This window comes from Nonomuraea fastidiosa (assembly GCF_042751225.1).
Taxonomy (GTDB): Bacteria; Actinomycetota; Actinomycetes; order Streptosporangiales; family Streptosporangiaceae; genus Nonomuraea; species Nonomuraea fastidiosa.
Map to the genome: position 1 here is coordinate 3,915,630 of NZ_CP170570.1, position 23,123 is coordinate 3,938,752.

General features: G+C 70.9%; 17 protein-coding genes and 1 pseudogene. 4 read left to right on the forward strand and 14 right to left on the reverse strand.

All coding sequences use genetic code 11. The features are described from left to right. Window positions 1-11 precede the first annotated feature (11 nt). The 9 genes and pseudogenes from ACFMQL_RS18195 to ACFMQL_RS18235 form a co-directional block, all read right to left on the reverse strand. The gene (locus ACFMQL_RS18195; RefSeq protein WP_364068463.1) at window positions 12-1,073 is read right to left on the reverse strand and encodes a glycosyltransferase; all 1,062 of its coding nucleotides are present in this window, start codon (window positions 1,071-1,073) and stop codon (window positions 12-14) included. After that, window positions 1,070-3,715, reverse strand: coding sequence for a CDP-glycerol glycerophosphotransferase family protein (locus ACFMQL_RS18200; RefSeq protein ID WP_378786175.1), 2,646 nt, complete (start codon window positions 3,713-3,715; stop codon window positions 1,070-1,072). Before ACFMQL_RS18200 ends, ACFMQL_RS18195 begins: the two co-directional genes overlap by 4 nt. A 91-nt stretch (window positions 3,716-3,806) precedes the next feature. Further along, window positions 3,807-4,571 (reverse strand): SRPBCC family protein, encoded by a 765-nt coding sequence (locus ACFMQL_RS18205; protein WP_364068459.1) that lies wholly within the window; start codon window positions 4,569-4,571, stop codon window positions 3,807-3,809. Window positions 4,572-4,703: 132 nt separating this feature from the next. Then, the gene (locus ACFMQL_RS18210) at window positions 4,704-5,558 is read right to left on the reverse strand and encodes a xanthine dehydrogenase family protein subunit M (RefSeq protein ID WP_364068457.1); all 855 of its coding nucleotides are present in this window, start codon (window positions 5,556-5,558) and stop codon (window positions 4,704-4,706) included. After that, window positions 5,555-7,903 carry a xanthine dehydrogenase family protein molybdopterin-binding subunit gene (locus tag ACFMQL_RS18215; protein WP_378786178.1) on the reverse strand — a complete coding sequence of 783 codons (2,349 nt, stop codon included), beginning with the start codon at window positions 7,901-7,903 and terminating at the stop codon, window positions 5,555-5,557. The genes ACFMQL_RS18210 and ACFMQL_RS18215 overlap by 4 nt, the downstream gene beginning before the upstream one ends. Further along, window positions 7,900-8,382 (reverse strand): (2Fe-2S)-binding protein, encoded by a 483-nt coding sequence (locus tag ACFMQL_RS18220; RefSeq protein WP_364068453.1) that lies wholly within the window; start codon window positions 8,380-8,382, stop codon window positions 7,900-7,902. Before ACFMQL_RS18220 ends, ACFMQL_RS18215 begins: the two co-directional genes overlap by 4 nt. Before the next feature lie 72 nt (window positions 8,383-8,454). Continuing rightward, window positions 8,455-8,661, reverse strand: a complete 207-nt coding sequence (locus tag ACFMQL_RS18225) for a hypothetical protein (protein WP_364068451.1) — start codon at window positions 8,659-8,661, stop codon at window positions 8,455-8,457. Continuing rightward, window positions 8,651-10,108 carry a hypothetical protein gene (locus tag ACFMQL_RS18230; protein ID WP_378786181.1) on the reverse strand — a complete coding sequence of 486 codons (1,458 nt, stop codon included), beginning with the start codon at window positions 10,106-10,108 and terminating at the stop codon, window positions 8,651-8,653. Before ACFMQL_RS18230 ends, ACFMQL_RS18225 begins: the two co-directional genes overlap by 11 nt. A 518-nt stretch (window positions 10,109-10,626) precedes the next feature. Continuing rightward, window positions 10,627-10,920: pseudogene (locus ACFMQL_RS18235) on the reverse strand (PspC domain-containing protein); the annotation flags it as partial. Between the two features lie 17 nt (window positions 10,921-10,937). On the opposite strand from ACFMQL_RS18235, the gene ACFMQL_RS18240 reads away from it, so the two are divergent. The 3 genes from ACFMQL_RS18240 (at window position 10,938) to ACFMQL_RS18250 (ending at window position 14,881) form a co-directional block, all read left to right on the forward strand. Beyond that, complete coding sequence (locus ACFMQL_RS18240) at window positions 10,938-12,146, forward strand: PspC domain-containing protein (protein WP_364068448.1); 1,209 nt, start codon at window positions 10,938-10,940, stop codon at window positions 12,144-12,146. After that, window positions 12,143-12,775: a response regulator transcription factor gene (locus ACFMQL_RS18245; RefSeq protein WP_364068446.1), complete on the forward strand. Its 633-nt coding sequence runs from the start codon at window positions 12,143-12,145 to the stop codon at window positions 12,773-12,775. Before ACFMQL_RS18240 ends, ACFMQL_RS18245 begins: the two co-directional genes overlap by 4 nt. 1,104 nt (window positions 12,776-13,879) lie before the next feature. Beyond that, window positions 13,880-14,881 (forward strand): L,D-transpeptidase, encoded by a 1,002-nt coding sequence (locus ACFMQL_RS18250; RefSeq protein WP_364068444.1) that lies wholly within the window; start codon window positions 13,880-13,882, stop codon window positions 14,879-14,881. 250 nt (window positions 14,882-15,131) lie between these two features. Here the strand turns inward: ACFMQL_RS18250 and pcrA are convergent, their stop codons facing one another. Continuing rightward, complete coding sequence (gene pcrA / locus ACFMQL_RS18255; protein ID WP_378790175.1) at window positions 15,132-17,360, reverse strand: DNA helicase PcrA; 2,229 nt, start codon at window positions 17,358-17,360, stop codon at window positions 15,132-15,134. A 124-nt stretch (window positions 17,361-17,484) separates the two neighbouring features. On the opposite strand from pcrA, the gene ACFMQL_RS18260 reads away from it, so the two are divergent. Next, window positions 17,485-18,204, forward strand: coding sequence for a PIG-L deacetylase family protein (locus tag ACFMQL_RS18260; protein ID WP_364068442.1), 720 nt, complete (start codon window positions 17,485-17,487; stop codon window positions 18,202-18,204). A gap of 113 nt (window positions 18,205-18,317) precedes the next feature. Here ACFMQL_RS18260 and ACFMQL_RS18265 read toward each other — a convergent pair whose 3' ends face one another. The 4 genes from ACFMQL_RS18265 to ACFMQL_RS18280 all read right to left on the reverse strand — a co-directional run bounded on the left by ACFMQL_RS18265 (window position 18,318) and on the right by ACFMQL_RS18280 (window position 22,998). Next, entirely contained in the window at window positions 18,318-19,058 is a 741-nt protein-coding gene (locus ACFMQL_RS18265) for a CPBP family intramembrane glutamic endopeptidase (protein ID WP_364068440.1), read from the reverse strand. A 983-nt stretch (window positions 19,059-20,041) separates the two neighbouring features. After that, entirely contained in the window at window positions 20,042-20,326 is a 285-nt protein-coding gene (locus ACFMQL_RS18270) for a WhiB family transcriptional regulator (RefSeq protein ID WP_378786185.1), read from the reverse strand. Window positions 20,327-20,881: 555 nt separating this feature from the next. After that, window positions 20,882-21,538: a neutral zinc metallopeptidase gene (locus tag ACFMQL_RS18275; RefSeq protein WP_378786187.1), complete on the reverse strand. Its 657-nt coding sequence runs from the start codon at window positions 21,536-21,538 to the stop codon at window positions 20,882-20,884. Further along, complete coding sequence (locus ACFMQL_RS18280; protein ID WP_378786189.1) at window positions 21,535-22,998, reverse strand: glutamate--cysteine ligase; 1,464 nt, start codon at window positions 22,996-22,998, stop codon at window positions 21,535-21,537. The genes ACFMQL_RS18275 and ACFMQL_RS18280 overlap by 4 nt, the downstream gene beginning before the upstream one ends. Between the last annotated feature and the right edge of the window lie 125 nt (window positions 22,999-23,123).

Genomic DNA, 23,123 nt, shown 5'->3' on the forward strand with positions numbered 1-23,123 from the left:
CTCGGCCCGGGTCAGCGCTCGATGTGGGCGAAGACCCGTTCCCAGCCGTCCAGCACGTGGTCGAGGCGGAACGCCTCGGCCCGTGCGCGGGCGTCGGCGCCCAGCCTGCGCCGCTCCTCCTCGTCCGACACCAGCCGGGCCAGCTCCGCCGCGAACGCCGCCACGTCGCCGGGCGGCACCAGCACCGGCGCGGCGGAGCGCACACCGCCCGACACGTCGAACGCCACCGCGGGCACCCCGTGCGCGGCCGAATCGAGCAGCACGATCGGCAGGCCCTCGTGCTCGCTGGTCAGCCCCAGGATCGAGGCGTTGAGATACTCGCCCGGCATGCGCTCGGCGGGCACCACCCCGCGGAACACCACGCGATCGGCCACGCCCTCGCGCTCGGCGTGCGCGCGCAGCCGCTCCAGCTCGCCGCCGTCGCCGATGAGGTGCAGCTCCCACGGCGGCGGCGCCTGCGACCTGGCGAACGCGCTGATCAGCCGGTCGAAGCGCTTGACCCCCTCAAGCCGGCCCACTCCCAGCACCCGGGGCGCGTCCAGCCTGGACATCTCCTGCGGCCAGCGGGCCAGCGGGTTCGGCAGCGCGCCCGCGTTCGGCAGCAGCGCGTGCTCAGAAAAGCGCACGGCGTCGTCATCACTGAGGAAGAGCGCCTGGTCGAGCGGCGGGTAGTGGCGGCGGATCGAGGCCAGGTGCCAGCAGCCGCGGGCGTGGTCGTACGAGCCGTGATACTGGCCGATCGGCCGGAAGCCGCGCGGCAGCAGCCCCGACACGCGGGCCACCACGGACGGCGAGGTCAGCACCGCGTAGCCGGGCGGGATCTCCCGTAGCAGCTCCCTCAGCCGCCGGTCGGCCAGCCTGCGGGCGATCGGGCCGTCGGCGGGCCGCCGGCTGATCAGGTGCCGGTGGTAGCGGGGCGCGTCCACGTACCGGAACGGGCGGCCCGTGCGGTGCAGGCCGATGACGTGCACCTCGTGGCCGCGCTCGGCCAGCCCCTGCGCCAGGGTGTGGGTGACCTGCTGGATGCCGCCGAGCGTGTCGGCGTCCAGGCAGGTGAACACGACGCTGCTCACCGGGCCTCCTCGAAGAAGTCGGAGACGATCCGCGCCGCCGCGTCGCCCCGCTCCTCCGCGCACCACATGCGGCGGAAGGCGGCGTAGCGCTCGGCGTAGGATTCGTGCACGGCGGGCAGGCGGCGCAGCACCTCGGCCAGCTCCTCCGTGGTCGTCACGCATGGCCCTGGGGCGATGGACGGCAGGTCGTGGTAGACGCCGCGCTCCGACAGGCGGTACTCGTCCCAGTCGTCGATGAAGAACACCATCGGCTTGCCGGTCAGCGCGTAGTCGCACATGACGGAGGAGTAGTCCGTCAGCAGCGCGTCCGAGGCGAGCATGAGGTCGTTGATCTCCGGATAGGAGCCCGCGGGGCGGACGAAGTGCCGCAGGCGCTCGGGTGGCCGGTAGCGCTCGACCGGGTGCGTGCGCAGCAGCACCACCCACTCGTCGGCCAGCTCCTCGGCCAGCAGCTCCAGGTCCACCCGCACCGACCGGCCGCTGCCCTTGGCCCGGTCGCGGTACGTCGGCGCGTACAGCAGGACCCGCTTGCCCGGCGGCACTTCGAGCCGCCGCAGCACCTCAAGGGCGCCGTCGCTGCGGCCGCCCGCCTTGACCAGCGCGTCGCAGCGGGGCGTGCCGCACCGGTACACCTTGCCCGCGTAGCCGTTGGACGGCAGGAACAGCCGGGAGAACTCCGCGCTCGGCGCGACCAGCGCGTCCCACCTGGCCACTGCGGCCCGCCAGCGCGCCCGCGGCCCGTCGAAGTCGCCGCGCAGGTCGGGCGCGTCGAACCCGATCGACTTGATGCCCTGGCCGTGCCAGGTCTGCAGGTAGCGAGTGCCGCGCGGCTTGGGGTAGTCGAGCGGGAAGCCGTGACTGTCCACCCAGATCCCGGCCCTGGCCATGGTGTAGACGTAGCGCCAGCTTCCCCTTCGGACGAGCTTGGCGTCGGCGGGGAAGTTGCCGCGCCCCCTGGCCACCGACCAGACCGCCTCGATGGGCAGCCGCCTCCTGCGCATCTCCTCGTAGATGGCGCGCGGGCTGCCGCTGTAGTTCTTGCCGACGTCCGACTCGAACAGCGCCAGGTTCTTGCGCGGCGGCAGCACCCTGACCAGCAGCTTGTACGCCAGCAGCTTCGTCCGCGGCGTGCTGATCCGCTTGATGACCTTCTGCTTGACCCGCCGCAGCACCGCCCTGGTGATCGAGTCGGGGCGCACGCACAGGTAGGCCGCGTACCCCTCGACCCCGACCGTGCAGCCGCGCAGCTCGATCGGCTCGGTACGCGGGTCCACGATGAGCCGGTCGGTCGTGGTGAGCCCGTCGGAGAGCCGGATGAAGCCGATGCGCGGCTCGCACCTGGCGGCGGGCGGCGTGAACTCGACACGCGTGACGTACGCGCCCTCCGCCGACGGCTGCGGCTCGATCGGCACACGCAGCCGGCCGAGCTGGAGGAAGGCCATCCACTCCGGCGGCAGCGCGCCGAACGGATCGTACGTGCGCACGGTCATCCGCACCCGCCGCCCGTCGGAGGACAGGTCGATCACCTCGTGCCGCAGCCGGGAGGCGCTGAACGGCAGCTCGGCCAGCCGCAGCCGGGTGATGTCCATGCCGGGGGAGGGCGTGCTGCCCCAGTACGTGCGCCCGCCGCGCTGCACCGCCGTCCTGGGGGCGGCGCGCGGCCCGGTGAGCGAGCCCGCCGCCACCCGCAGATCCTCGATCCGATCGTCGAGGATGAGCTGGGAGCAGACCCGGTCCAGCGGGTCCAGCCGGTCGAGCACCTCGCCGGGGATCTCCTCCAGGTACGGCCGCACGATCGAGGCGAATTCCTTGACCCACACCAGGTCGCGGGCGGGCAGCGGGTTGAGATAGACCCGTAGGTCCTGGCGCAGGAACCGGTACTGCCGGTGCGGCACCAGGTCGGCGGCCCCGTGCTCGCGCAGGATGTCGTCGCTCAGCCGGGCCGCGATCACCCGCTGGCGCACGTTCTCCAGGTCGGCGATGCTGAGCGAGATGGAGTCGTTCGCGGTCGAGCGGTGCCAGTGGTAGACCGTCCACGGCACGATCGCGAACCTGCGGGTCACCGCGTACAGCTCGGCGGCGAAGACGTGGTCCTCGTAGTGGACGTCCTCGGGGAAGCGCAGCACGCGGTCGCGCAGCAGCCGCACGTCGTAGAGCTTGTTGGTGCTGAAGCTGTCGAGGAACAGCTCCGGCTCCTGCCTGATGCCCTCGACCACGCGCCGCCGGGCGAACAGCGACGGGTAGTAGGGGTACAGCCGGCCGTTCGACTCGTGCAGCCGGGAGATCTGGCCGGCGACGAACTCGGCCCCGGTCCGCTCGATCTCGGCGAGCAGGCTCTTGCACGCGTGCCTCGGCAGCTCGTCGTCGCTGTCGAGGAACATCACGTACGGGGAGCGCGCGGCGTCGATGCCGTCGTTGCGCGGCGCGCCGCAGCCGCCGCTGTTGACCTGCCTGCGCAGGTAGCGGACGCGGGGGTCGCTCGCGACCAGGCGCCGGGCCACCTCGGGCGTGCCGTCGGTGCTGGCGTCGTCGGCGATGATCACTTCCAGGTCGCGCAGCGACTGGCCGAGCACGGAACGTACGGCTCTGGGCAGGCGGGCCGCGTCGTTGTAGGTGATCACGACCACGGTGCAATCCGGCATCGCACATCCCCCCGTTTGACGAACCCGGCGGGAATGGCACTTCCCCCGGCCCGGGAGAAGTGACCGGACTTGATGGACTATTTGCCCAAAATCACCGCATTATCCGGCGAATCACCCAGATGATGACAAGGAGCGCGGCCGCCGCGCCCGCGATCGGCAGGACGCGCTTGAGCAGCGGCTGCCCGGCGATCTCCAGCAGGTCGAGCGCCTCCTCGTCGGGCGTGCGGGACGAGCGCAGCGAGTCGACCCGCCGTTCCCGTGCCGACTCCTCGGCCGCCCGCTGTGCAGCCTCCTGTGCCGCCTGCTGTGCCGCCTCCTGCGAGGTTTCGGGGACCGCGCTCAGGTGCCGCTCCTCCTCGTGCGGCCCGCCATCGGACGGCTGCGCCGGCTCCACCTGCTCCACGGTGGGCTCCGACAGCAGCTCGGCCAGATTGGCCGCGAACCGCTCGATGAGCTTGCCGCCCACCTCCGCCATCACGCCGCGCCCGAACTGCGCAGGCCTGCCCGTGACGTTGAACGAGGTCTCCACCGTCACCAGCGTGGACTCCTCGCGCGCCCGCATGCGGGCCTTGACCGTGGCCGAGGCGGTGCCCGTGCCCCTGGCCTCCTTGCCCGACGCCTGGATCGTGAGCGAGTAGGAGTCTTTGTCGACGTCCTCGAACCTGGCCGTGCCCCGGTAGGTCACCGTGATCGGGCCGACCTTGACCTTCATCCTGCCGGTGAACTCGTCACCCTCGAAGGTGTCCAGCGTCGCCCCCGGCAGGCACGGCGCGACCCGCTCGACATCGAGCAGCACGGCCCACGCCTGCTCGATCGGGACCGGAACAGTGAACTCGTGCTCGAACCGCATCGCCATCGATCCGCTCCTTCTGCCGATGCTGTGACACTACGTCGCGATGGAAACACCCTGGAAGACCGGGGTCGCCCGGCACGGCGGGGCGCCCCGGAGGATGGGGACGCCCCGGAAGAGGGCGCCCCCGTCACGTCGTCAGGGCGCTCCGGCCGCGGCGCGGACCGCGCGGTAGGTCAGCACCCTGGCCAGATGTCGCCGGTAGTCCGGCTGGGCGTGCAGGTCGGCCGGGGGCGAGGTGCCCTCCGCCGCCGCCTCGCACGCCTGGCGTACCCGGTCGCCCAGCTCCACGCCGCTCAGGGCGCTCTCCGCGGCGGTGGCCCGCAGCGGGGTGGTGCCCATGTTCGTCAGCCCGATCCTGGCCTCGGCGATCGAGCCGTTCGAGCGCTTGACCGCGGCCGCCACGCCGACGATCGCCCACGACTGCGCGGTGCGGTGGAACTTCTCGTAGTGGAAGCCCCACCCCTCCCCCAGCTTGGGGATCTTCACGCCGGCCAGGATCTCGCCCTGGGCCAGCGCCGGCTCCCAGTAGTCCACGAAGAACTCCGACGCCGCAATCTCCCGCTCGCCCTGCGCCGAGACCGCCACCATGACAGCGTCCAGCGCCAGCACCACGGCGGGCAGGTCACCGGCCGGGTCCGCGTGCGCCAGCGAGCCGCCGAACGTGCCCCGGTGCCGGATCGCCGGGTCCGCCACGTGCGCCGTCGCCTGCGCCACCAGCGGGCAGCCCGCCCGCACCACCGGAGAACGCATGACCTCGTCGTGCGTGGTCAGCGCGCCGATGTAGACGTGGTCGCCCCGGTCGTGCACGCCCTTGAGCTCGTCCAGCCGGCCCACGTCCACCAGCGTCGACGGGTACGCGAGCCGCAGCCGCAGCAGCGGCAGCAGCGACTGGCCGCCCGCCAGGACCTTGGCGTCCTCGTCACCGGCCAGCACCTCGCACGCCTCGGCGACCGAACCGGGACGCACGTAGTCGAACTGCGCGGGGATCATGGCCGCACTCCTTCCTGCGCGCGCTCCTGCAGGGCCCTCCAGATCCGCTCCGGCGTGCACGGCATCTGCACGTCGTTGATCCCGTACGGCCGCAGCGCGTCCACGACCGCGTTCACCACGGCCGGGGTCGAGGCGATCGTGCCCGCCTCGCCGACGCCCTTGACGCCCAGCGGGTTCGTGGTCGAGGGCGTCTCCGTCCTGTCCAGCGTGAAGCCGGGCAGGTCGGCGGCCGACGGCAGCAGGTAGTCGGCCATGGTCGTGGTCAGCAGGTTGCCCTCGGCGTCGTACACGGCCTCCTCGAACAGCGCCTGCGCGATGCCCTGCGCGATGCCGCCGTGCAACTGGCCGTTGACGATCAGCGGGTTGATCACCTTGCCGATGTCGTCCACCGCCACGTACGAGCGGATCCTCGTCTGGCCCGTCTCGGTGTCCACCTCCACGGCGCACAGGTGGGTGCCGTGCGGGAACGAGTACGTCTCCGGGTCGAAGGTGACCTCGGAGTCCAGCCGCGGCTCCACCCCGTCGGGCAGGTCGTGCGCGGTGAACGCGGCGTAGGCCAGCTCCTGGATCGTCTTGGCCGAGTCGGTGCCGCGCACCTTGAACGTCCCGGCCTCGAACTCCAGGTCGTCCGGCGAGCACTCCAGCAGGTGCGCCGCCAGCGTACGCGCCTTGTCCTTGACCTTCTCGCACGCCTTGAGCACCGCGATGCCGCCGACCACCAGCGAGCGCGAGCCGTAGGTGTCCATGCCCTTCGGCGCGATCGCCGTGTCGCCGTGCAGCACCGTGACGTCCTCGAACGGCACGCCCAGCGCGTCGGCCACGATCTGGCTCCACGACGTCACGTGGCCCTGACCGTGCGGCGAGCTGCCGGTGACGACCTCGACCTTGCCGGTGGGCAGCATGCGCACCGCGCCGTGCTCCCAGCCGCCCGCGCCGAACCTGGCCTCGGCCAGCAGCCGCGACGGCGCCAGCCCGCACATCTCCGTGTACGTGCTGACCCCGATGCCGAGCTGCACCGGGTCGCCCCTGTCACGCCGGTCGGCCTGCTCGGCGCGCAGCTTGTCGTAGCCGAAGAGCGAAAGCGCACGCTCGGTCGCCGCCTCGTAGTTGCCCGAGTCGTACGTCAGGCCCGAGATCGTGGTGTACGGGAACTCCTCGTGCTTGATCCAGTTGCGCCTGCGCACCTCCAGCGGGTCCAGGTTCAGCTCGGCGGCCAGCTCGTCCATCATCCGCTCGATGCCGAACGTGGCCTCAGGCCGGCCCGCGCCCCGGTAGGCGTCCGTGGGCATCTTCGTGGTGAACACGCCCGTGCAGGCGAACTCGTACGCGTCCATCTTGTAGATCGCGTTGAACATCGACGCGCCGAGCAGCGGCACGCCCGGCGTCAGCAGCAGCAGGTACGCACCCATGTCCGCGAGCAGCTCCACCTTCAGCCCGCGGATACGCCCGTCGGCGTCGGCCGCGAGGCGGAGGCGCTGGATCTGGTCGCGGCCGTGATGCACGGTCAGGTTGCCCTCGGAGCGCGACTCCGTCCACTTCACCGGCCTGCCGAGCTTGCGCGCCAGCACCAGGCAGAGCACTTCCTCCGCGGTGACCTGCAGCTTCGAGCCGAACCCGCCGCCCACGTCGGGCGCGATCACCCGCAGCTTGTGCTCGGGGATGCCGGTCACCACGGCCAGCATGACCCGCAGCACATGCGGGATCTGCGTGGACGAGTAGACGGTGAACGACTCGCCGTCGGTGTCGGCCAGCACCGCGCGCGGCTCCATCGCGGTCGGGATGAGCCGCTGCTGCCGGAACGTCCGCTCGATGACGACCGGCGCGTCCCTGAACGCCGTCTCGATGTCGCCCGAGACGGTCTTCATGCTGTACGCCTTGTTGCCCGCCTCGTGCACCTTCGGGCTGTCCGGCGCGAGCGCCTCCTCCATGTCGAGCACCGCCGGCAGTGGCTCGTAGTCGACCTCGATCGCGTCCAGCGCGTCGGCCGCGCGGTACCGGTCGGTCGCGATCACGCAGGCCACGGCCTCGCCGACGTACCGGACCTCCGACACCGCCATCGGCGGATGGTCCGGGATCACGATGTCCTCGGTCACCGGCCACGCGCACGGCAGGCTGCCCTGCTCATCCGCGAGGTCCTGGCCGCTGAACGCGGCCACCACTCCTGGCAGGTCGCGCGCCCCGGAAACGTCGACCCGCGTGATCCTCGCGTGCGCCATCGGGCTGCGCAGGAACATCACGTGCAGCATGCCGGGCCGGGAAAGGTTGTCCGTCCACTGCGTGCGCCCCGTCAGCAGCTTGGTGTCCTCTTTCCGCCTGCGCGGACGGCCGATCTCCTGGACGGTCATGACGTGCTCACCGCCTGCCCCATCTCCTGGGCGCCCTTGCGGACGGCCCGCACGATGTTGCAGTAGCCGGTGCAGCGGCAGAGGTTGCCCTCCAGGCCCTGCCTGATCGTCTCCTCCGACGGCTCGGGATCCTCCCTGAGCAGGTCGATCGCCGCCATGACCATGCCCGGCGTGCAGTAGCCGCACTGCAGCGCGTGCTCCTCGTGGAAGGCCCGCTGCATCGGATGCATCTGGCCGTTCGCGCCCAGGCCCTCGATGGTGACGACGTCGCAGCCGTCGGCCTGCACGGCCAGCACCGAACAGCTCTTGACGCTCTTGCCGTCGAGCATGACCGTGCAGGCCCCGCAGTTGCTCGTGTCGCAACCGACGGGCGTGCCGGTCTTGCCCAGCCGCTCTCGTAGCAGGTGAACGAGGAGAAGCCGCGGCTCGACGTCCTCCTCGTACTTGACCCCGTCGACGGTGACGGTGATTCGGGGCATACGTCCTCCCTCACTTAGCAGGGGGAAAAGCGGACACTCCGAACCTACGCCGGTGTCTTGCCCGGTCAAGGGTCACTTACCGCGGACGGCCTTCGAGATGATCGCCACCAGCCCCGCGAAGGCCAGTCCCAGCACCAGCACGCCCACCAGGACCAGCGGATCCGTGAGCGCGCGGGTCACCGTCAAAATTCCCAAAACTATGAACAGGACACCGCTCAGCAGCGCCATCCAGTCCGTTCTGTGCACGCGGCGCGGCCGCTCCTCGAGATCACGCCGCATGGCGCACCGTCATGTCGCCGAGGCCGCCCTTGAGGTTCAGCACGATCGTCGAGACCTTGCCCTCCGGATCGACCTCAGGCTCCAGCACCTTGTTCACCTTCAGGTCCACGCCGCCGCGCAGCGACTGGCCGATCACGATGTCGCCGACCTTGTTCGTCGCGTGCACCTCGACCCTGACCGTCGGCGGCACGATCACCTCCAGCTCGCCCGCCTGCACCGCCGCGTTGAACGTGACCTTCGACCCCGGTGGCAGCTCCAGCTCCGACAGGTCCAGCTTGCCGTCGCCCACTCCCACGTCGTACAGCCTGCCGGCCTCCGCCACGCTCGTCGGCACCCACTCCGCCGGGCCGATGTTCTTCGGCATGCCTCCGAGCACGAACCCCATGCCCACGACCAGCGCCACCGCCGTGCCGCCCGCCACCAGACCGGCGCCCCTGCCCCACCAGGCGGCCACGAGCAGGCCCGCGCCGATGGTGATGAGCATGGCGCCGCCGACGATGGTCGGGCTCACCCCGGCGGCCGACCGGGCTTGTGCGACCACGACGATCCCTCCAACGATGATGGCGAGCAGAATGGTTATCGCGCCGATGTAGGACTTCGGCTGCGGCGCGCGCTGCGGCCGATGCGGCGGCCGCGGGTGCGGTCCCGGCGCGGGCATCGGACGCCGGTAGAGCGCCGGATCGTACGGCGAGTAGGCGGCCGCCCGCCTGGCCGGATCCAGCGGGCGGTACGGGCCGTGCGGGGCGAACGGCTCGCCCTGCCCGTGATCCACCGCCGTCGGCGGGTCGGGGCGGTAGCCCTGCTGCGCGTACGAGCCCTCCTGCGCGTACGGCGGCACCGGGTGCTCGGCCGTCACCGCCTCCGGTGACGCCGGGCCCTCGAACTGCTCCCGCCAGTACTGCCGCTCCTCCCAGTCCCGGGAGGTGGGGCGTGGTGTTTCCGGCGCTGCGGCGGGGTCCGTGTCCTCCGCCTGCCCGCTCGCGTCCTGCGTCTGCGCGCCCGTGTCCTGGGCCTGCGCGCTCGCGTCCGGGGCGTGTGCTGCGTCCGTGTCCTGGGCGTGCGCGCTCGCGTCCTGGGCGTGTGCTGCGTCCGTGTCCTGGGCGTGCGCGCTCGCGTCCTGGGCGTGTGCTGCGTCCGTGTCCTGGGCCTGTGCGCTCGCGTGGGAAGCCTGCGCGGCCGCGTCCTCAGACGTCGCGCCTGCGTGCGGTGGCTGCGCTCCTGCGTCGTCCTGTGCCGCCTGCCCGGCAGCGTAAGGAGTCTGCGCGTCCGGCGCGTTCACAGCCGGGGTCGCCGTGTCGCGGTCGCCCTGGCGGTGGCGGCTGGCTCGGTAGGCGGCGTCGCGTACGCCCGCCGCGGCCTGGCGCAGGCCCTCGATGGCCGTGGCCGGGCTGGTCTTGCCGGGCGGGTCGCTGACGGCCTCCTCGACGGGCACCGCTTCCTGGCGCATGGCCGCCGCACGTTCCTGAGGCGCGTCCGCCGCGCCGGGAGCCGTCGTCTCCGGCGTACTCGTACCGGATGTTTCCGGGACGCCCGCAGTGGGAGGCGGGCCGACGGGGGAGTCCGCCCGGTCGCGGCCCGGCTCGGTAACCGGGGACGGGCGGCGTACCGCAGTGGTGGGGGAGCCGCACCGGCGGGAGCGCCGAAGCCCGGCGCGGAGACCGGGAAGGCGGGGTTGTGGCCGGAGTCGAACGCGGCGGACCCGGCCGGGCGCCGGCGGCTCAGACGTTCCGGCATCGACCGGACCAGCGCCACCAGATCGACGCCGTGCGTGTGCGCCGCCAGCAGCGACACGGCCAGGAACACCCCGACCACCAGCGAGCCCATGTCCAGCCACACGGTGGCCAGATTGATCGCCAGCCCGAACGCCAGAACCGCCGTCAGCAGCGCCATCACGGTCTCGGCGTCGAAGTCGCGCCGCGTCCACTGCTCGATGATCCCCGGCCGCCCGTTCGGCTCCTTCATCAGCAAGTACGCCGCCAGATACAGAAACAGCCCGATACCGGACCCGAGCAGCAGCACCGCGAAGGCGACGCGGAAGACCACGGGATCGATGCGGGTGTACCGCCCGAGCCCGGCGCAGACTCCCATGAGGAAGCGTCCCTCGCTGCTGCGTCGCAGCTGGGAGGGGGGCGAGGCCGGTTGCCTTGGCGGTGCTTGCGTCATGTACCCCATCGTGGCGCGCGCGAGCCTTGCCCGCATCCGGGAGACCCCTGACCGGACCCTGGGGCCGTTCCCTGATGCCTCTTCACCCCAAGGCATGTGACCATGGCCATGTTATGGCTGACCAGAAGACACTCGCCGAGCAGAGCGGCGACACGCCTTATCGCCGGATGCTGCGCCCCATGGAGGGCCGCCTGCTCGGTGGTGTCGCCCAGGGGCTCGCGGCACAGCTCAAGCTCGATCCGGTCGTGATCAGGCTGATGTTCGTGCTGCTCTCCGTCGTGGGCGGGGTGGGCGCGGTGGCGTACGCGGTGCTGTGGATGGTGACGCCGCGCGAGCCGCATGAGGGGCAGATCCCGCCGCGCGACTGGAGCCAGCTCGCCGCGTTCTGCGCGATCGGGGTGGCGCTGCTGGCGTTCGGCTGGCTGACGGGGGCCTCGCAGGGCGGCATCGGCATGCTGCCGTTCGCGGTGGGCGGGATCGGCGCGCTGATCCTGTGGCAGCAGGCCGACCCGGAGCGGCGCCGGAGCTGGATGAGCGGCGCGACCAAGAGCATCAGGAAGAACCGCGTGCGCACGCTCCTCGGCGTCGCGCTGGTGGTGATCGGTGCGGCGGGCTTCCTGTACTCCCAGGGCGAGCTGGTGCAGGCCAGCCAGGGGCTGCTGTTCACGGTCGTGGTGGTGGGCGGCCTCGCGGTGATCGCCGCCCCCTGGCTGGCCGGCCTGTGGAAGGAGCTCCAGCTCGAACGGCGCGAGCGCATCCGCCAGGAGGAACGCGCCGAGGTCGCGGCCATGGTGCACGACTCCGTGCTGCACACCCTCACCCTGATCCAGCGGGTGGCGCACGACCCGCGCGAGGTCACGCGGCTGGCCCGCTCCCAGGAGCGCGAGCTGCGCAACTGGCTCTACCAGCCGGCGCAGGACGCCGACGCGACGGTGGCGGCGGCCGTACGCAGGATCGCCGCCGAGGAGGAGGACGCGCACGGCGTGCCCATCGAGGTGGTCTGCGTGGGCGACATCGACCTCGACCCGGGCGGCAAGCTCGCCGCCATGCTGAAGGCGTCCCGCCAGGCGATGGTCAACGCGGCGAAATACTCTGAAAGTCCGTCCATCTCGGTGTACGCGGAGGTCGAGGGTGAAGAAGTCACGATTTTCGTGAAGGATCGTGGCAAGGGGTTCGACCTCGACGCGATCCCGGTCGACCGGATGGGCATCAGGGAGTCCATCATCGGCAGAATGGAGCGGCACGGCGGCACCGCCCGCATCCGCACCGCGCCGGGTGAGGGCACGGAAGTGATGTTGACGATGAAGGTGGAGAAGGCATGACGCGCGTACTGATCGTCGATGACCACCGGTTGTTCCGATCGGGCGTGCGCGCCGAGCTGGGCGACTCGATCGAGGTGGTAGGCGAGGCCGAGGACGTCGAGTCGGCGGTCCAGGCGATCGCCGAGCACCAGCCCGACGTGGTCCTGCTTGACGTGCACATGCCGGGCGGCGGCGGCCAGGAGGTGCTGCGGCGGGTGCTCGGGTCCGGGTCGCAGGTGCGGTTCCTGGCATTGTCGGTGTCCGACGCGGCCGAGGACGTCATCGGCGTCATCCGGGGCGGGGCTCGCGGCTACGTCACCAAGAACATCAGCGGCAAGGAGCTGACCGACGCCATCAAGCGGGTCGCCGAGGGCGACGCGGTCTTCTCACCGCGGCTCGCCGGGTTCGTGCTCGACGCGTTCGCCTCCTCCGAGGCGCCGTCCATCGACCCCGAGCTCGACTCGCTCACCCAGCGGGAGCGCGAGGTGCTGCGGCTGATCGCGCGCGGGTACGCGTACAAGGAGATCGCGAAGGAGTTGTTCATCTCGGTCAAGACCGTCGAGACGCACGTGTCGTCGGTGCTGCGCAAGCTCCAGCTCTCGAACCGCCACGAACTCTCCCGCTGGGCCACCGCCCGCCGCCTCGTCTGACCCTCGCCTTCGAACGGCGGCTCGCCGTCCCGCTCTGATCGTCCGTTCAGAACGGCCGCCGGTGGGCTCGTCCGGCCGCTCCGCTGCACGGCGGCTCGCCGCGCCGCCCAGCCGTCTCGTGTGATCGGCGACCTGCCGTCTGTTGAACGGCGGCTCGCCGCGCCGCCCGGGCCGCGCGCCGCCCGGGCCCCGCGCGCCGGCCAGATTCCGCCGCGCCGGCACGATTCCGCCGCGCCCCCGGCAGTCCCGCTGAGCGGCCGCCCATCGGATCGCTCGGCAGCGCGGCTGGACGGCCGTCCGTGGGCTCGTCCGCTGCCTCGCTGGGCGTCAGCCCTGCGCCCCCCGCACGGTCCTCTTGTGCAAGCTGCCGCTCGCAGGCCCGCCTGCTCGTCACCCTGGCGACGGCGGCAGCCTGCCGCCACCTACGTGGCCCCGTGAGCGGCTCCGCCAGTGGGTGCCTGCTCACCTGCCTGAGCGCCCCGGTCGCTTCGGCCCTCCCTCACAGCCCCCAGCCGCCTGCTCCGGCAGCCCTCCGGGCGCGAGAACGGGCTTGCTCCCAGACCGCCTGGCCCGGCCCCGCCGGTCGCACGTCGGCCACCCGGCCCTTCCCGAGGGGTCGTGCGCACGGGCCACCGGGTTTGCTCCCGGCAGTTGCGCGCTGGCGACCGGGTCCTTCCCTGGAGGTCGCGCGCTGGCGACCGGGTCCTTCCCTGGAGGTCGCGCGCTGGCGACCGGGTCCTTCCCTGGAGGTCGCGCGCTGGCCATCGGGTCCTTCCCTGGAGGTCGCGCACCGGCCACCGGGTCCTTCCCCAGGAGGCCGCACACTGACCACCGGCCCCTGGCCGCTTTCCCCGGAGGTCGCGCACTGGCCGCGTGCTCGTCGTTCCGTGTGGCCACCTGCTGCCTACCTGCTGCCCACCTGGGCCGTTCCCCCGTGCGGTGGGGCACTGGCGCGTCTGACCTCCCTCTGAAGGCCACCCATCTTGCAGGTTTTTGTTCAGTTTTGGACGTTACGAGAAAGTTACCCGCATTAGGCAGTCGAATCGGTTGCCCAGTTTGTCAGATAAGGAGGTAGTCGAAAGCACTTAGTCCAGGAGTACCCCCTTGAAGCGCGTCACCCGGATGCTTCCGGCCCTGGTCGCGCTCGCCGCCGCGTCGGCCTGCGCGGCGCAGAGCGCCCCCGCCTTCCAAGCCCAGAGCGCGGTCGTCGTCCCGGCGGCCGTCACGACCAGCCCCACCGCCGCTCCGAAGGCCACTCCGACCTCCGGGTCCGGCGTGGCCCGTACGGCGAAGAAGGTCAAGCTGGGCATCGCCGACATCACCCCGATGGGGGAGAAGACGGAGAAGGTCGGGGTCGGGTTTCCGATCATCGTCACCTTCGACCGCGACGTGAAGAACAAGGCACAGGTCGAGGCGCTGCTCGACGTGCAGCCTGAAAAGCCGGTCGAGGGGGCCTGGCGCTGGGTGTCGAAGCGCAAGGTGATCTACCGGACGAAGACGTACTGGAAGCCGTATCAGAAGGTGCGCTTCACCGCGCGACTGTCCGAGCTGCCCGGCAACACCGGCGCCAAGGACGTCTCGCGCACGTTCGCGGTGGGCGCGAAGAACATCTCCGTCGTGAACACCCGGACGCACCAGATGAAGGTGTACCGCAACGGCAAGCTCGCGAAGAAGATCCCGATCAGCGCGGGCAAGGGCGGCCTCATCCGCAACGGCGTGGACGTCTACCTCACCACCAGCGGCGTTCACCTCACCATGGGCAAGAAGGCCGTGGAGACCATGACGTCCTCCTGGATGGGCGTCACCGACCCGAAGGATCCCCGCTACTACAAGGAGGAGATCCCGTGGGCGGTGCGGATCTCCGACAGCGGTGAGTACGTCCACCAGAGCGCCGGCTACTACCAGTACCTCGGCCGCTCCAACCAGAGCCACGGCTGCGTCCGCGCCACCCCGGCCGGCGCCAAGTGGTTCTACAAGATCACCCAGCGCGGCGACGTCGTGAAGATCACCGGCACCAAGCGCAAGCTCCAGTGGAACAACGGCTGGAGCTACTGGCAGCTCAACTGGACCCAGTGGAAGAAGGGCAGCGCGCTCAAGAGCAGCTGACCTGCCTCTGGAGTTCCGCCGCAGGGCCGCTCACCCCGCACCGGGGAGCGGCCCTGCGCCGTTGGTACGTGAACGCCCGAACCAGCGGAATCCCGGCGGTCGGCGCGGCTCTACCGTCGTACGGCCGGCCCTTCAGGAAAGGCGGGGCGACAGCCCTTCAGGAGCGGCGGCGCGGCGCAGCGCCGTACCGCCGGCCCGTACCGCCGGCTGCAGCAGAAGATCCGGCTCAGAGCTTCAGAAGAAGTGCGGCTCAGAGCTTCTCCAGCGGCGCGTACGCCAGCAACAGCGTCTTCTCCCCGCCACTACCGAAGTCGATCTTCACCTTGGTCTTCTCCGCGACCCCGTCCACGGACACCACCGTGCCCAGCCCGAACGCGTCGTGCGAGACCCGGTCGCCGGGCGCCAGCGACGGCACCGATCGGCCGCCCCCGCCCTTCTTGGCAGGGGCCGGGCGCGCGGCCGGCTCGCGCCGCGTGGCCGCGCTCCAGGCGGACTTCTCCGGGTCGGTACGCCACTCGATGAGCTTGGCCGGCACCTCGTTGACGAACCGGGACGCGGGGTTGAACGACGGTGCGCCCCACGAGCTGCGCACGGCCGCCCGGGTCAGGTAGAGCCGCTGCTGGGCCCTGGTGATGCCGACGTAGGCCAGCCGCCGCTCCTCCTCCAGCTCCTTGGGCTCGCCGAGCGACCGCACGTGGGGGAACACCCCGTCCTCCATGGCCGTCAGGAACACGACCGGGAACTCCAGGCCCTTGGCGGTGTGGAGGGTCATCAGCGTCACCACGCCCTGCCCGCCGTCGTTGTCGGGGATCTGGTCGGCGTCGGCCACCAGCGACACCTGCTCCAGGAACTCGACCAGCGTGCCCTCCGGGTTGGCCTCCTCGAACTCCTGGGCCACCGAGATCAGCTCGTTGAGGTTTTCCAGGCGGGACTCGTCCTGCGGGTCCTCCGAGGCCTCCAGCTCGGCGCGGTAGCCGGTGGCGACCAGCACCTCCTCGGCCAGCGCCGACGGCGGCATGCCCTCGGCCTTGCCGGTCAGCTCCTCGATGAGCGCCACGAACTCGCGTACGGCGTTGAGCGAGCGCGTGGCCATCCCGTGGGCCTCGTCGGCGCGGCGCAGCGCGTCCCAGAACGAGATGCGCTCGCGCGACGACAGCGCCTCGATCATCGCCTCGGCCCGCTCGCCGATGCCGCGCTTGGGCACGTTGAGTATCCGCCGCAGCGAGACCACGTCGTTGGGGTTGGCCAGCACCCGCAGGTAGGCCAGCAGGTCCTTGACCTCTTTGCGCTCGTAGAAGCGCACGCCGCCGACCACCTTGTAGGGCAGGCCGGTGCGGATGAAGATCTCTTCGAACACGCGGGAGGCCGCGTTGGTGCGGTAGAAGACCGCCACGTCGCCGGGCTTGACGCCCTCCTCGTCGCTGAGCCGGTCGACCTCCTGGGCGACGAACATGGCCTCGTCGTGCTCGTTGTCGGCGACGTACCCGACGATCTTGGGGCCGTCGCCCTGGTCGGACCAGAGGTTCTTCGGCTTGCGCGACTCGTTGCGGGAGATGACGGCGTTGGCGGCGGCCAGGATGTTCTGGGTCGAGCGGTAGTTCTGCTCCAGCAGGATCGTGCGGGCGTCGGGGTAGTCGCGCTCGAACTCCAGGATGTTGCGGATCGTCGCGCCGCGGAAGGCGTAGATCGACTGGTCGGCGTCGCCCACCACGCACAGCTCGGACATGTCACTGCCCGAACGCACCAGCTCGCCGTCGTCGGTGCGCAGCTCAGGATGCCCCACCAGCTCCCTGATCAGGACGTATTGGGCGTGGTTGGTGTCCTGGTACTCGTCGACCAGCACGTGCCTGAACCGCATCCGGTAGTGCTCGGCGACGTCGGGGAAGAGCTGGAACAACGTCACCGTGTTCATGATGATGTCGTCGAAGTCCATCGCGCCGGCCTCGGTCAGCTTGAGCTGATAGGCCTTGTACGCCTGCGCGAGCGTCTTCTCCAGATGCGAGCCCGCCCGGTCGAGCGCGGTCTCGTAGTCGACCAGCTCGTTCTTGAAGTTGCTCACCTGCGCGGAGAACGAGCGCGGCGGATAGCGCTTGGGGTCGAGATCCATCTCCCGGCACACCATGGCCATCAGCCGCTGCGAGTCGGCCTGGTCGTAGATGGAGAAGCTGGACGGGAACCCCAGCCGCTTCGCCTCACGCCGCAGGATCCGCATGCAGGCACTGTGGAACGTCATGATCCACATCGCCCGGGAACGCGGACCGACGAGCTTGTCGATGCGCTCCTTCATCTCCTTGGCGGCCTTGTTGGTGAAGGTGATGGCGAGGATCTCGCCGGGATGCACCTCGCGCTCGGCCAGCAGGTAGGCGATGCGGTGCGTGAGCACCCGCGTCTTCCCCGAGCCCGCCCCGGCCACGATGAGCAGGGGACTGCCATGATGGATCACGGCCTCGCGCTGCTGTGCGTTGAGGCCATCGAGCAAGGGGTGGTCAACAGAGACTTGGGTCGGCACCCACCCAGGGTAAGACGCTTCACCGACAAAAGACGCCCGGATGCCGGCGACGGGCGCTCCGGTCGGCCCCCGAGTGCGTCAGGAAAGAGGGATCATGCTGGCTGAAAGCGAGATCAACCGCGTGCTCGTGGTGACCGCACACCCCGACGACGTCGACTTCGGCGCGGCGGGGACGGTGGCGCTGTTCGTCGATCGGGGCGTACAGGTCACGTACCTGCTCGTCACCGACGGCGACGCGGGTGGCAACGAGCGCGCACTCGACAACTCCGGCATGGCCCAGCTCCGCCGCTCCGAACAGCTCGCCGCCGCCAAGGCCGTAGGCGTGACCGACGTACGCTTCCTCGGCTACTCCGACGGCCGGGTGACCCCCACGCTGGAGCTCCGCCGCGACATCGCCCGCGTCATCCGCCAGGTCAAACCCGACCTGGTCATCACCCACCACCCCGACCGCAACTACAAGTTCATCGCCCCCAGCCACCCCGACCACCGCGCCGTCGGCGGTGCCGCCCTCGACGCCGTCTATCCGGACGCGCGCAACCCGTACGCGTTCCCCGAGCTGCTCAAGGAGGAAGGCTTGGAGGCGTGGACCGTACGCGAGGTCTGGCTCACCGGCGGGCCCACCCCCGACCACTGGGTGGACATCACCGCCACCATGGAGCGCAAGCTCGCGGCCCTGCAGTCCCACGTGAGCCAGGTCTCCCACGTCGAAGGCTTCACCGACTTCGTCAGGAGCCGCTTCGCGGCGTGGGCCGAACAGGCCGGCTTCGGCCCAGACCACTACGCCGAAGGCTTCCAGGTAGTTCCCACTGCCTGACCCCCTCGCCCCGCTCCCCAGGTCCTTGATCCTCCGCTCACCGCCCCGCCCCTCCCGTAACCCCGGCGCACGTGTTCCTCTGCCGCTTACGTCTTACGTCGCCGACGAGAACTTCAGCCCGCCATCCGGCCTGACGCTGGAGAACGTTCTGGCACGGACCGACGGTCGAGGGTGGCAAGCGAGGCGGAGACGCGGGCGAAGAGGTAGCCGAGGGAGTTCGTGGCCAGGTGGAGCATGGCGGGGGTGAGGAGCCCACGGTGCCGGCGTAGCTCGCAGAAGAGCACCCCGGCGGCCGCCGTGGACACGACGCTGCCCACGACCACCCGGGCCGCGTCGAGCCGACCCGGCGACTCCCCGGCCGTCAGCGCGCCCAGCGCCGGGTTGGCCCTGGCCATGTCGATGGACGGCAGGATGTGCCACAGCCCGAACAGCCCGGAGGAAACGGCCGTGGCGGCGACCGTGCCGTGACGCTTGCGCAGCATGCCGTACAGCGCCCCTCGGAAACCCACCTCCTCCAGCAGCACCGTCCCGAGAGGAACCTGAAGCAGCGCCTCCTCGACGACCCGGGCGCGCGACAACGACAGCGCCCGCTCGTCGTGGAAGAGCGGCCTCGTACGCGGCGACGCGACGCCCACGGTGTACACCGCGGCCACCGCCGCCGCCAGCACACCCCCGGCGACCGCCCCCCGCCGCCCCTGCTCGAACCCGATCTCCTCCCACGTCAGCCCGGACCTGCGCGCCATGGCCACGAGCGCGCCGGTGGCGACCGTGGACGTCAGGGGCCCGAGGCGCGGAGCGACCTTGTTGTTGAGCACGTTGGCGGCGGCCAGCACGGCCATCGAGCGAAGCAGCACCCTTGCAGGCTACGTCCCTGCTTCCCGCCCCTTGCCCTGTACGGCCATCCGAGTCCCGCACGGCCATCCGAAGTCCCGCACGGCCATCCGAAGTCCCGCACGGCCATCCGAAGTCCCGCACGGCCATCCGAGTCCTGCACGGTCATCCGAGTCCCGCACGGCCATCCGAAGTCCCGCACGGCCATCCGAGTCCTGCACGGTCATCCGAGTCCTGCACGGCCATCCGAAGTCCCGCGCCGCACGGCTACGCGAGCCCAATGAGCCACGCGAGTGCCGCACGGCCACGCGAGCCTCGCGCAGCCCACCGATCCCTGGACGGCCACCCCGGCGCCTTGCGCTCCCGAGCCCTGGGTGGCTGCCCTGCGCCCCCGGCAGTGTCCCGTGTCATGGTCGACCGTCTCGTGCCTTCCGCGGTGCCCATGCGGTTCGCGCAGCCGTCCCATCGTCTTTGCACGGCCGTGGTTGCCCGTGCGGTTTGTGCAGCCGTCTGGTCGTCTCCACACGGCCGCGCGCGTCGTTTGCGCAGTCGCTCCGCGTCTCTCGGACAGCGTGCGCGTCCTCTGCTCACGTTGCGCGGCTCGCGGCTGCGCTCGGTCGTCCCGCGTCTCGCCTTGCTGCCCGCGCGACTCGCGTAGCCGTTCTGCGCGTCCGCACGGCTGGGCGGGCCTGCGCCGCCAGCCGCGCTTCGCGCGGCTTACTGAGCCCCGCGCGGCCGCCCTGCGTCTTACACGGCGAGCCGAGCCCCGCACGGCAACCCGCGTACCGCACGGGCATCCCGCGGATCGCACGGGCATCCTGTCCCGCACAGAGCCTGTCCCGCACGCGCCCCCAGGCCCACGACCTGACCTACTCCCACTGCCGCTTGGGCCGCGGGGTCGCTCGCCCCGGCGAAGTCCACGTGCTGGGGTGCCGGTCGTGGAGTTGTCGCCGTTGTGAGCTGCGGGCGTGGGCACGGCTTCACGTGCGCTGTTTGGTCGCCTGGGTCAGGAGGCGGTGGGGCGGGCTAGGCGGGTGCGGCGGCGTTCTGCGGGGGTGAGGCCGCCCCAGATGCCCTCCGCCTCTCCGGCGTCTAATGCGTATGCTCGGCACTCCTCCAGCACCTGGCAGCCGGCGCAGATCGCCTTGGCCTGGGCCTCCTGTATGGGGGTGGGGGCGAGGGGGAAGAAGAGGTCAGGGTCGCTGGTGCGGCACGCCCCCCTGCGCAACCAGCCGATCTCCTCCAGTGGCATGCAGCAACGGTAGGCCCAAAGGAAGATCGGCGGCATCATCCTGTGGGTTGAACTGTGGTGTACGACCAGGTGGTGATGCGTCCCAGATCCCGGGTGTCGCAGACCCGACGTTCCAGATCCTGGGTGTCCCAGATCCCGGGCGTTTCAGATCCCGGGTGTCCCAGATCCCGGGCGTTTCAGATCCCGGGTGTCCCATATCCCGGGCGTCCGAGACCGCGGGCATCCCAGACCGCGGGTGGTGCGACGTCCGCGCCCCAACGGTCCTCCGCAATGTCGTCGATGGTCATCAGGCCGATCGTCGATTCCTGCAGCCTGGGTCTGCTGCCGCGTCGCTTGTCCATGCGGGTCCGCTGCGCGTCGCTTGTGCGCTCGGGTCCGCTGCGCGTCGCTTGTACACCAGGGGCCGCTGGAGCGTCGCGTGTTACCAGGGCCTGGTGGCGTGTCCCTGTCGTCACGTTCGTCTCGCATGTCGCCTGGTCCTGACACACCGACGTGACGTTCGTCGCCGTGATGTCGGCCGACGCGACGCTCGCCATCTGAGCTCACTGCGCAAGGCCCAGCCCGACCGCGGGTCCGGCGACGCGACCCGCCCGATCAGCAGGCGCCCACGCCCTCCTGGTACCCGGTGGCGAACGACGCCTGCCGCTGCTCCGCCGTCCCATGGGCGGACGGGTCGAGCCAGTCGTCCGTGGGGTCGCCGGCCGCCGCGAGGCTGAGGAGCAGCTCCTCCTCGTCGCCCTCCTCGGCGGCCAGGGCGCCCGAGTTGACCAGGCCGGCCAGGGTGGCGCCCGCGTAGCAGTCGGCCTGCAGCTCCATCTGGACGTTCAGCTCGAAGCCGGTCCGGAGCTGCGCCTGAACGGCATGCCCGAACTCATGCGGAATGATGACATAGACGGATCCGTCCCCCATTTCGCTCCACAAGGACTCCAGCCAGTCCTGGTCGAACGCGATGAAGTGCCCGATCGGGCAGTAGAAGGCGTTGTTGGGCACGGCAGGCTCATCACCGCAACTCGGCCCGAACCGCCCCGAGTAGGGGATGAAGTCAGCGATAGGCCGATAGATCCGCCCGGACTCCTCGAACTGTGCCCGCCAGAACTGCTCGGTCAGCGTGCGCGCCGTCCGTACGTCCCCCTCGAACGTGTCGTCCCCCGCCCGATCCGTGGACGACCGGCGGACCGCCCCGCAACCGGAGACCGCGACCAGCACCAGCGTCAGGACGGCGGCGACCAGCGCGCGCGCCACGGGCGTCACGCGTCCCACGTGTGCACGGGTTCGTTGGTGTGCATGCGTTCGATGTACTCCAAGGTCATGGCCCGCAGCGCCGAGTGCCTGTCGCCGCCCCGCGCGCGCACCTGCTCCACCTGCCAGCTCGCCCCCGTACGCCCCGTCAGGCACCGCCCCTCGATGATCCCCAGCAACCGGTCCGCCACGACCCCGTCCACACCCCACTCGGCAAGCCCTTCACGCGCCAGCGGCAGCAGCCGCCGCAAGATCAGCTCGGCGGCCGGCACCTCGCCCACTCCCGGCCAGTACAGCCGCGCGTCAAGACCGTATCGTGCGGCAGCGGCCAGATTGTCCGCCGCCGCCTGGAACGACATCCGGCTCCACACCGGACGCTCGTCGTACGGCAGCACCTGCATCAACCCGTAGTAGAACGCCGCGTTGGCCGCGATGTCGGCCACGGAGGGCCCCGCTGGCAACACGCGGTTCTCCACGCGCAGATGCGGTACTCCGTCAACGACCGCGTACACCGGCCGGTTCCAGCGGTAGATGGTGCCGTTGTGCAGGGTCAGCTCGTGCAGCTCTGGGGTGCGGCCCCGTTCCAGCTCAGCGCGCGGGTCCTCGTCCGCGCACAGGGGCAGCAGCGCGGGGTAGTAGCTGACGTTCTCCTCGAACAGGTCGAAGACGCTGGTGATCCACCGTTCGCCGAACCACACCCGCGGCCGTACGCCCTGCGCCTTCAGCTCCGCCGGCCGCGTGTCCGTCGCCTGCTCGAACAGCGCGATCCTGGTCTCCCTGTGCAGTTCCTTGCCGAACAGGTACGGCGAGTTCGCCGCGACCGCCACCTGCGCGCCCGCGATGGCCTGGGCGGCGTTCCAGTGCGCGGCGAACATGTCGGGGCTGACCTGGAGGTGCAGCTGGACGCTCGTGCACGCCGCCTCGGGGGTGACGCTGTCGGCGTGGGTGTCGAGCCGTTCGACGCCCTCGATGAGCAGGTGCAGGTCCTCGCCCCTGGCGGCGAAGATCTGCTCGTTGAGCAGGCGGAAGCGGGGGTTCGCCGAGAGCGTGCCCTCGCCGATGTCCTGTTCGCGCAGCGTGGGCAGGATTCCGACCAGTACGAGGTGCGCGCCCACGGAACGCGCCCGGGACTCGGCGTGGTTGAGCCGGGCCCGTACGTCGTTCTCCAGACTCGGGACGCCGTCACCCGCCAGGTCCTGGGGCTCGATGTTGATCTCGACGTTGAACTGCCCCAGCTCGGTGGCCCAGTCCGGCTGCGCGATGGCGGCGAGCACCTCGGCGTTGCGCATGGCTGCCTCGCCCCGCGCGTCCACGATGTTCAGCTCGATCTCCAGGCCGGCGAGCGGGCGGTCGAACGCGAAACGGGACTCGCGCAGCATCGTGGCGAACACGTCGAGGCAGCGGTGCACCTTTTCCCGGTATTGCCGGCGGTCGTCCCTGCTGAACACGACGACCGGCACATCCCTGCCCATATCTCGAAATGTCGCACGTCGAAGCCCACTAGGCCATACCGCGAAGGCAAAGGAACGCCGGTTTTCCACAGGCTCGGCGGTGTTGTCCACAGGACGGCTCGCGGGGGTCGCGGGGCTGGCTAGGG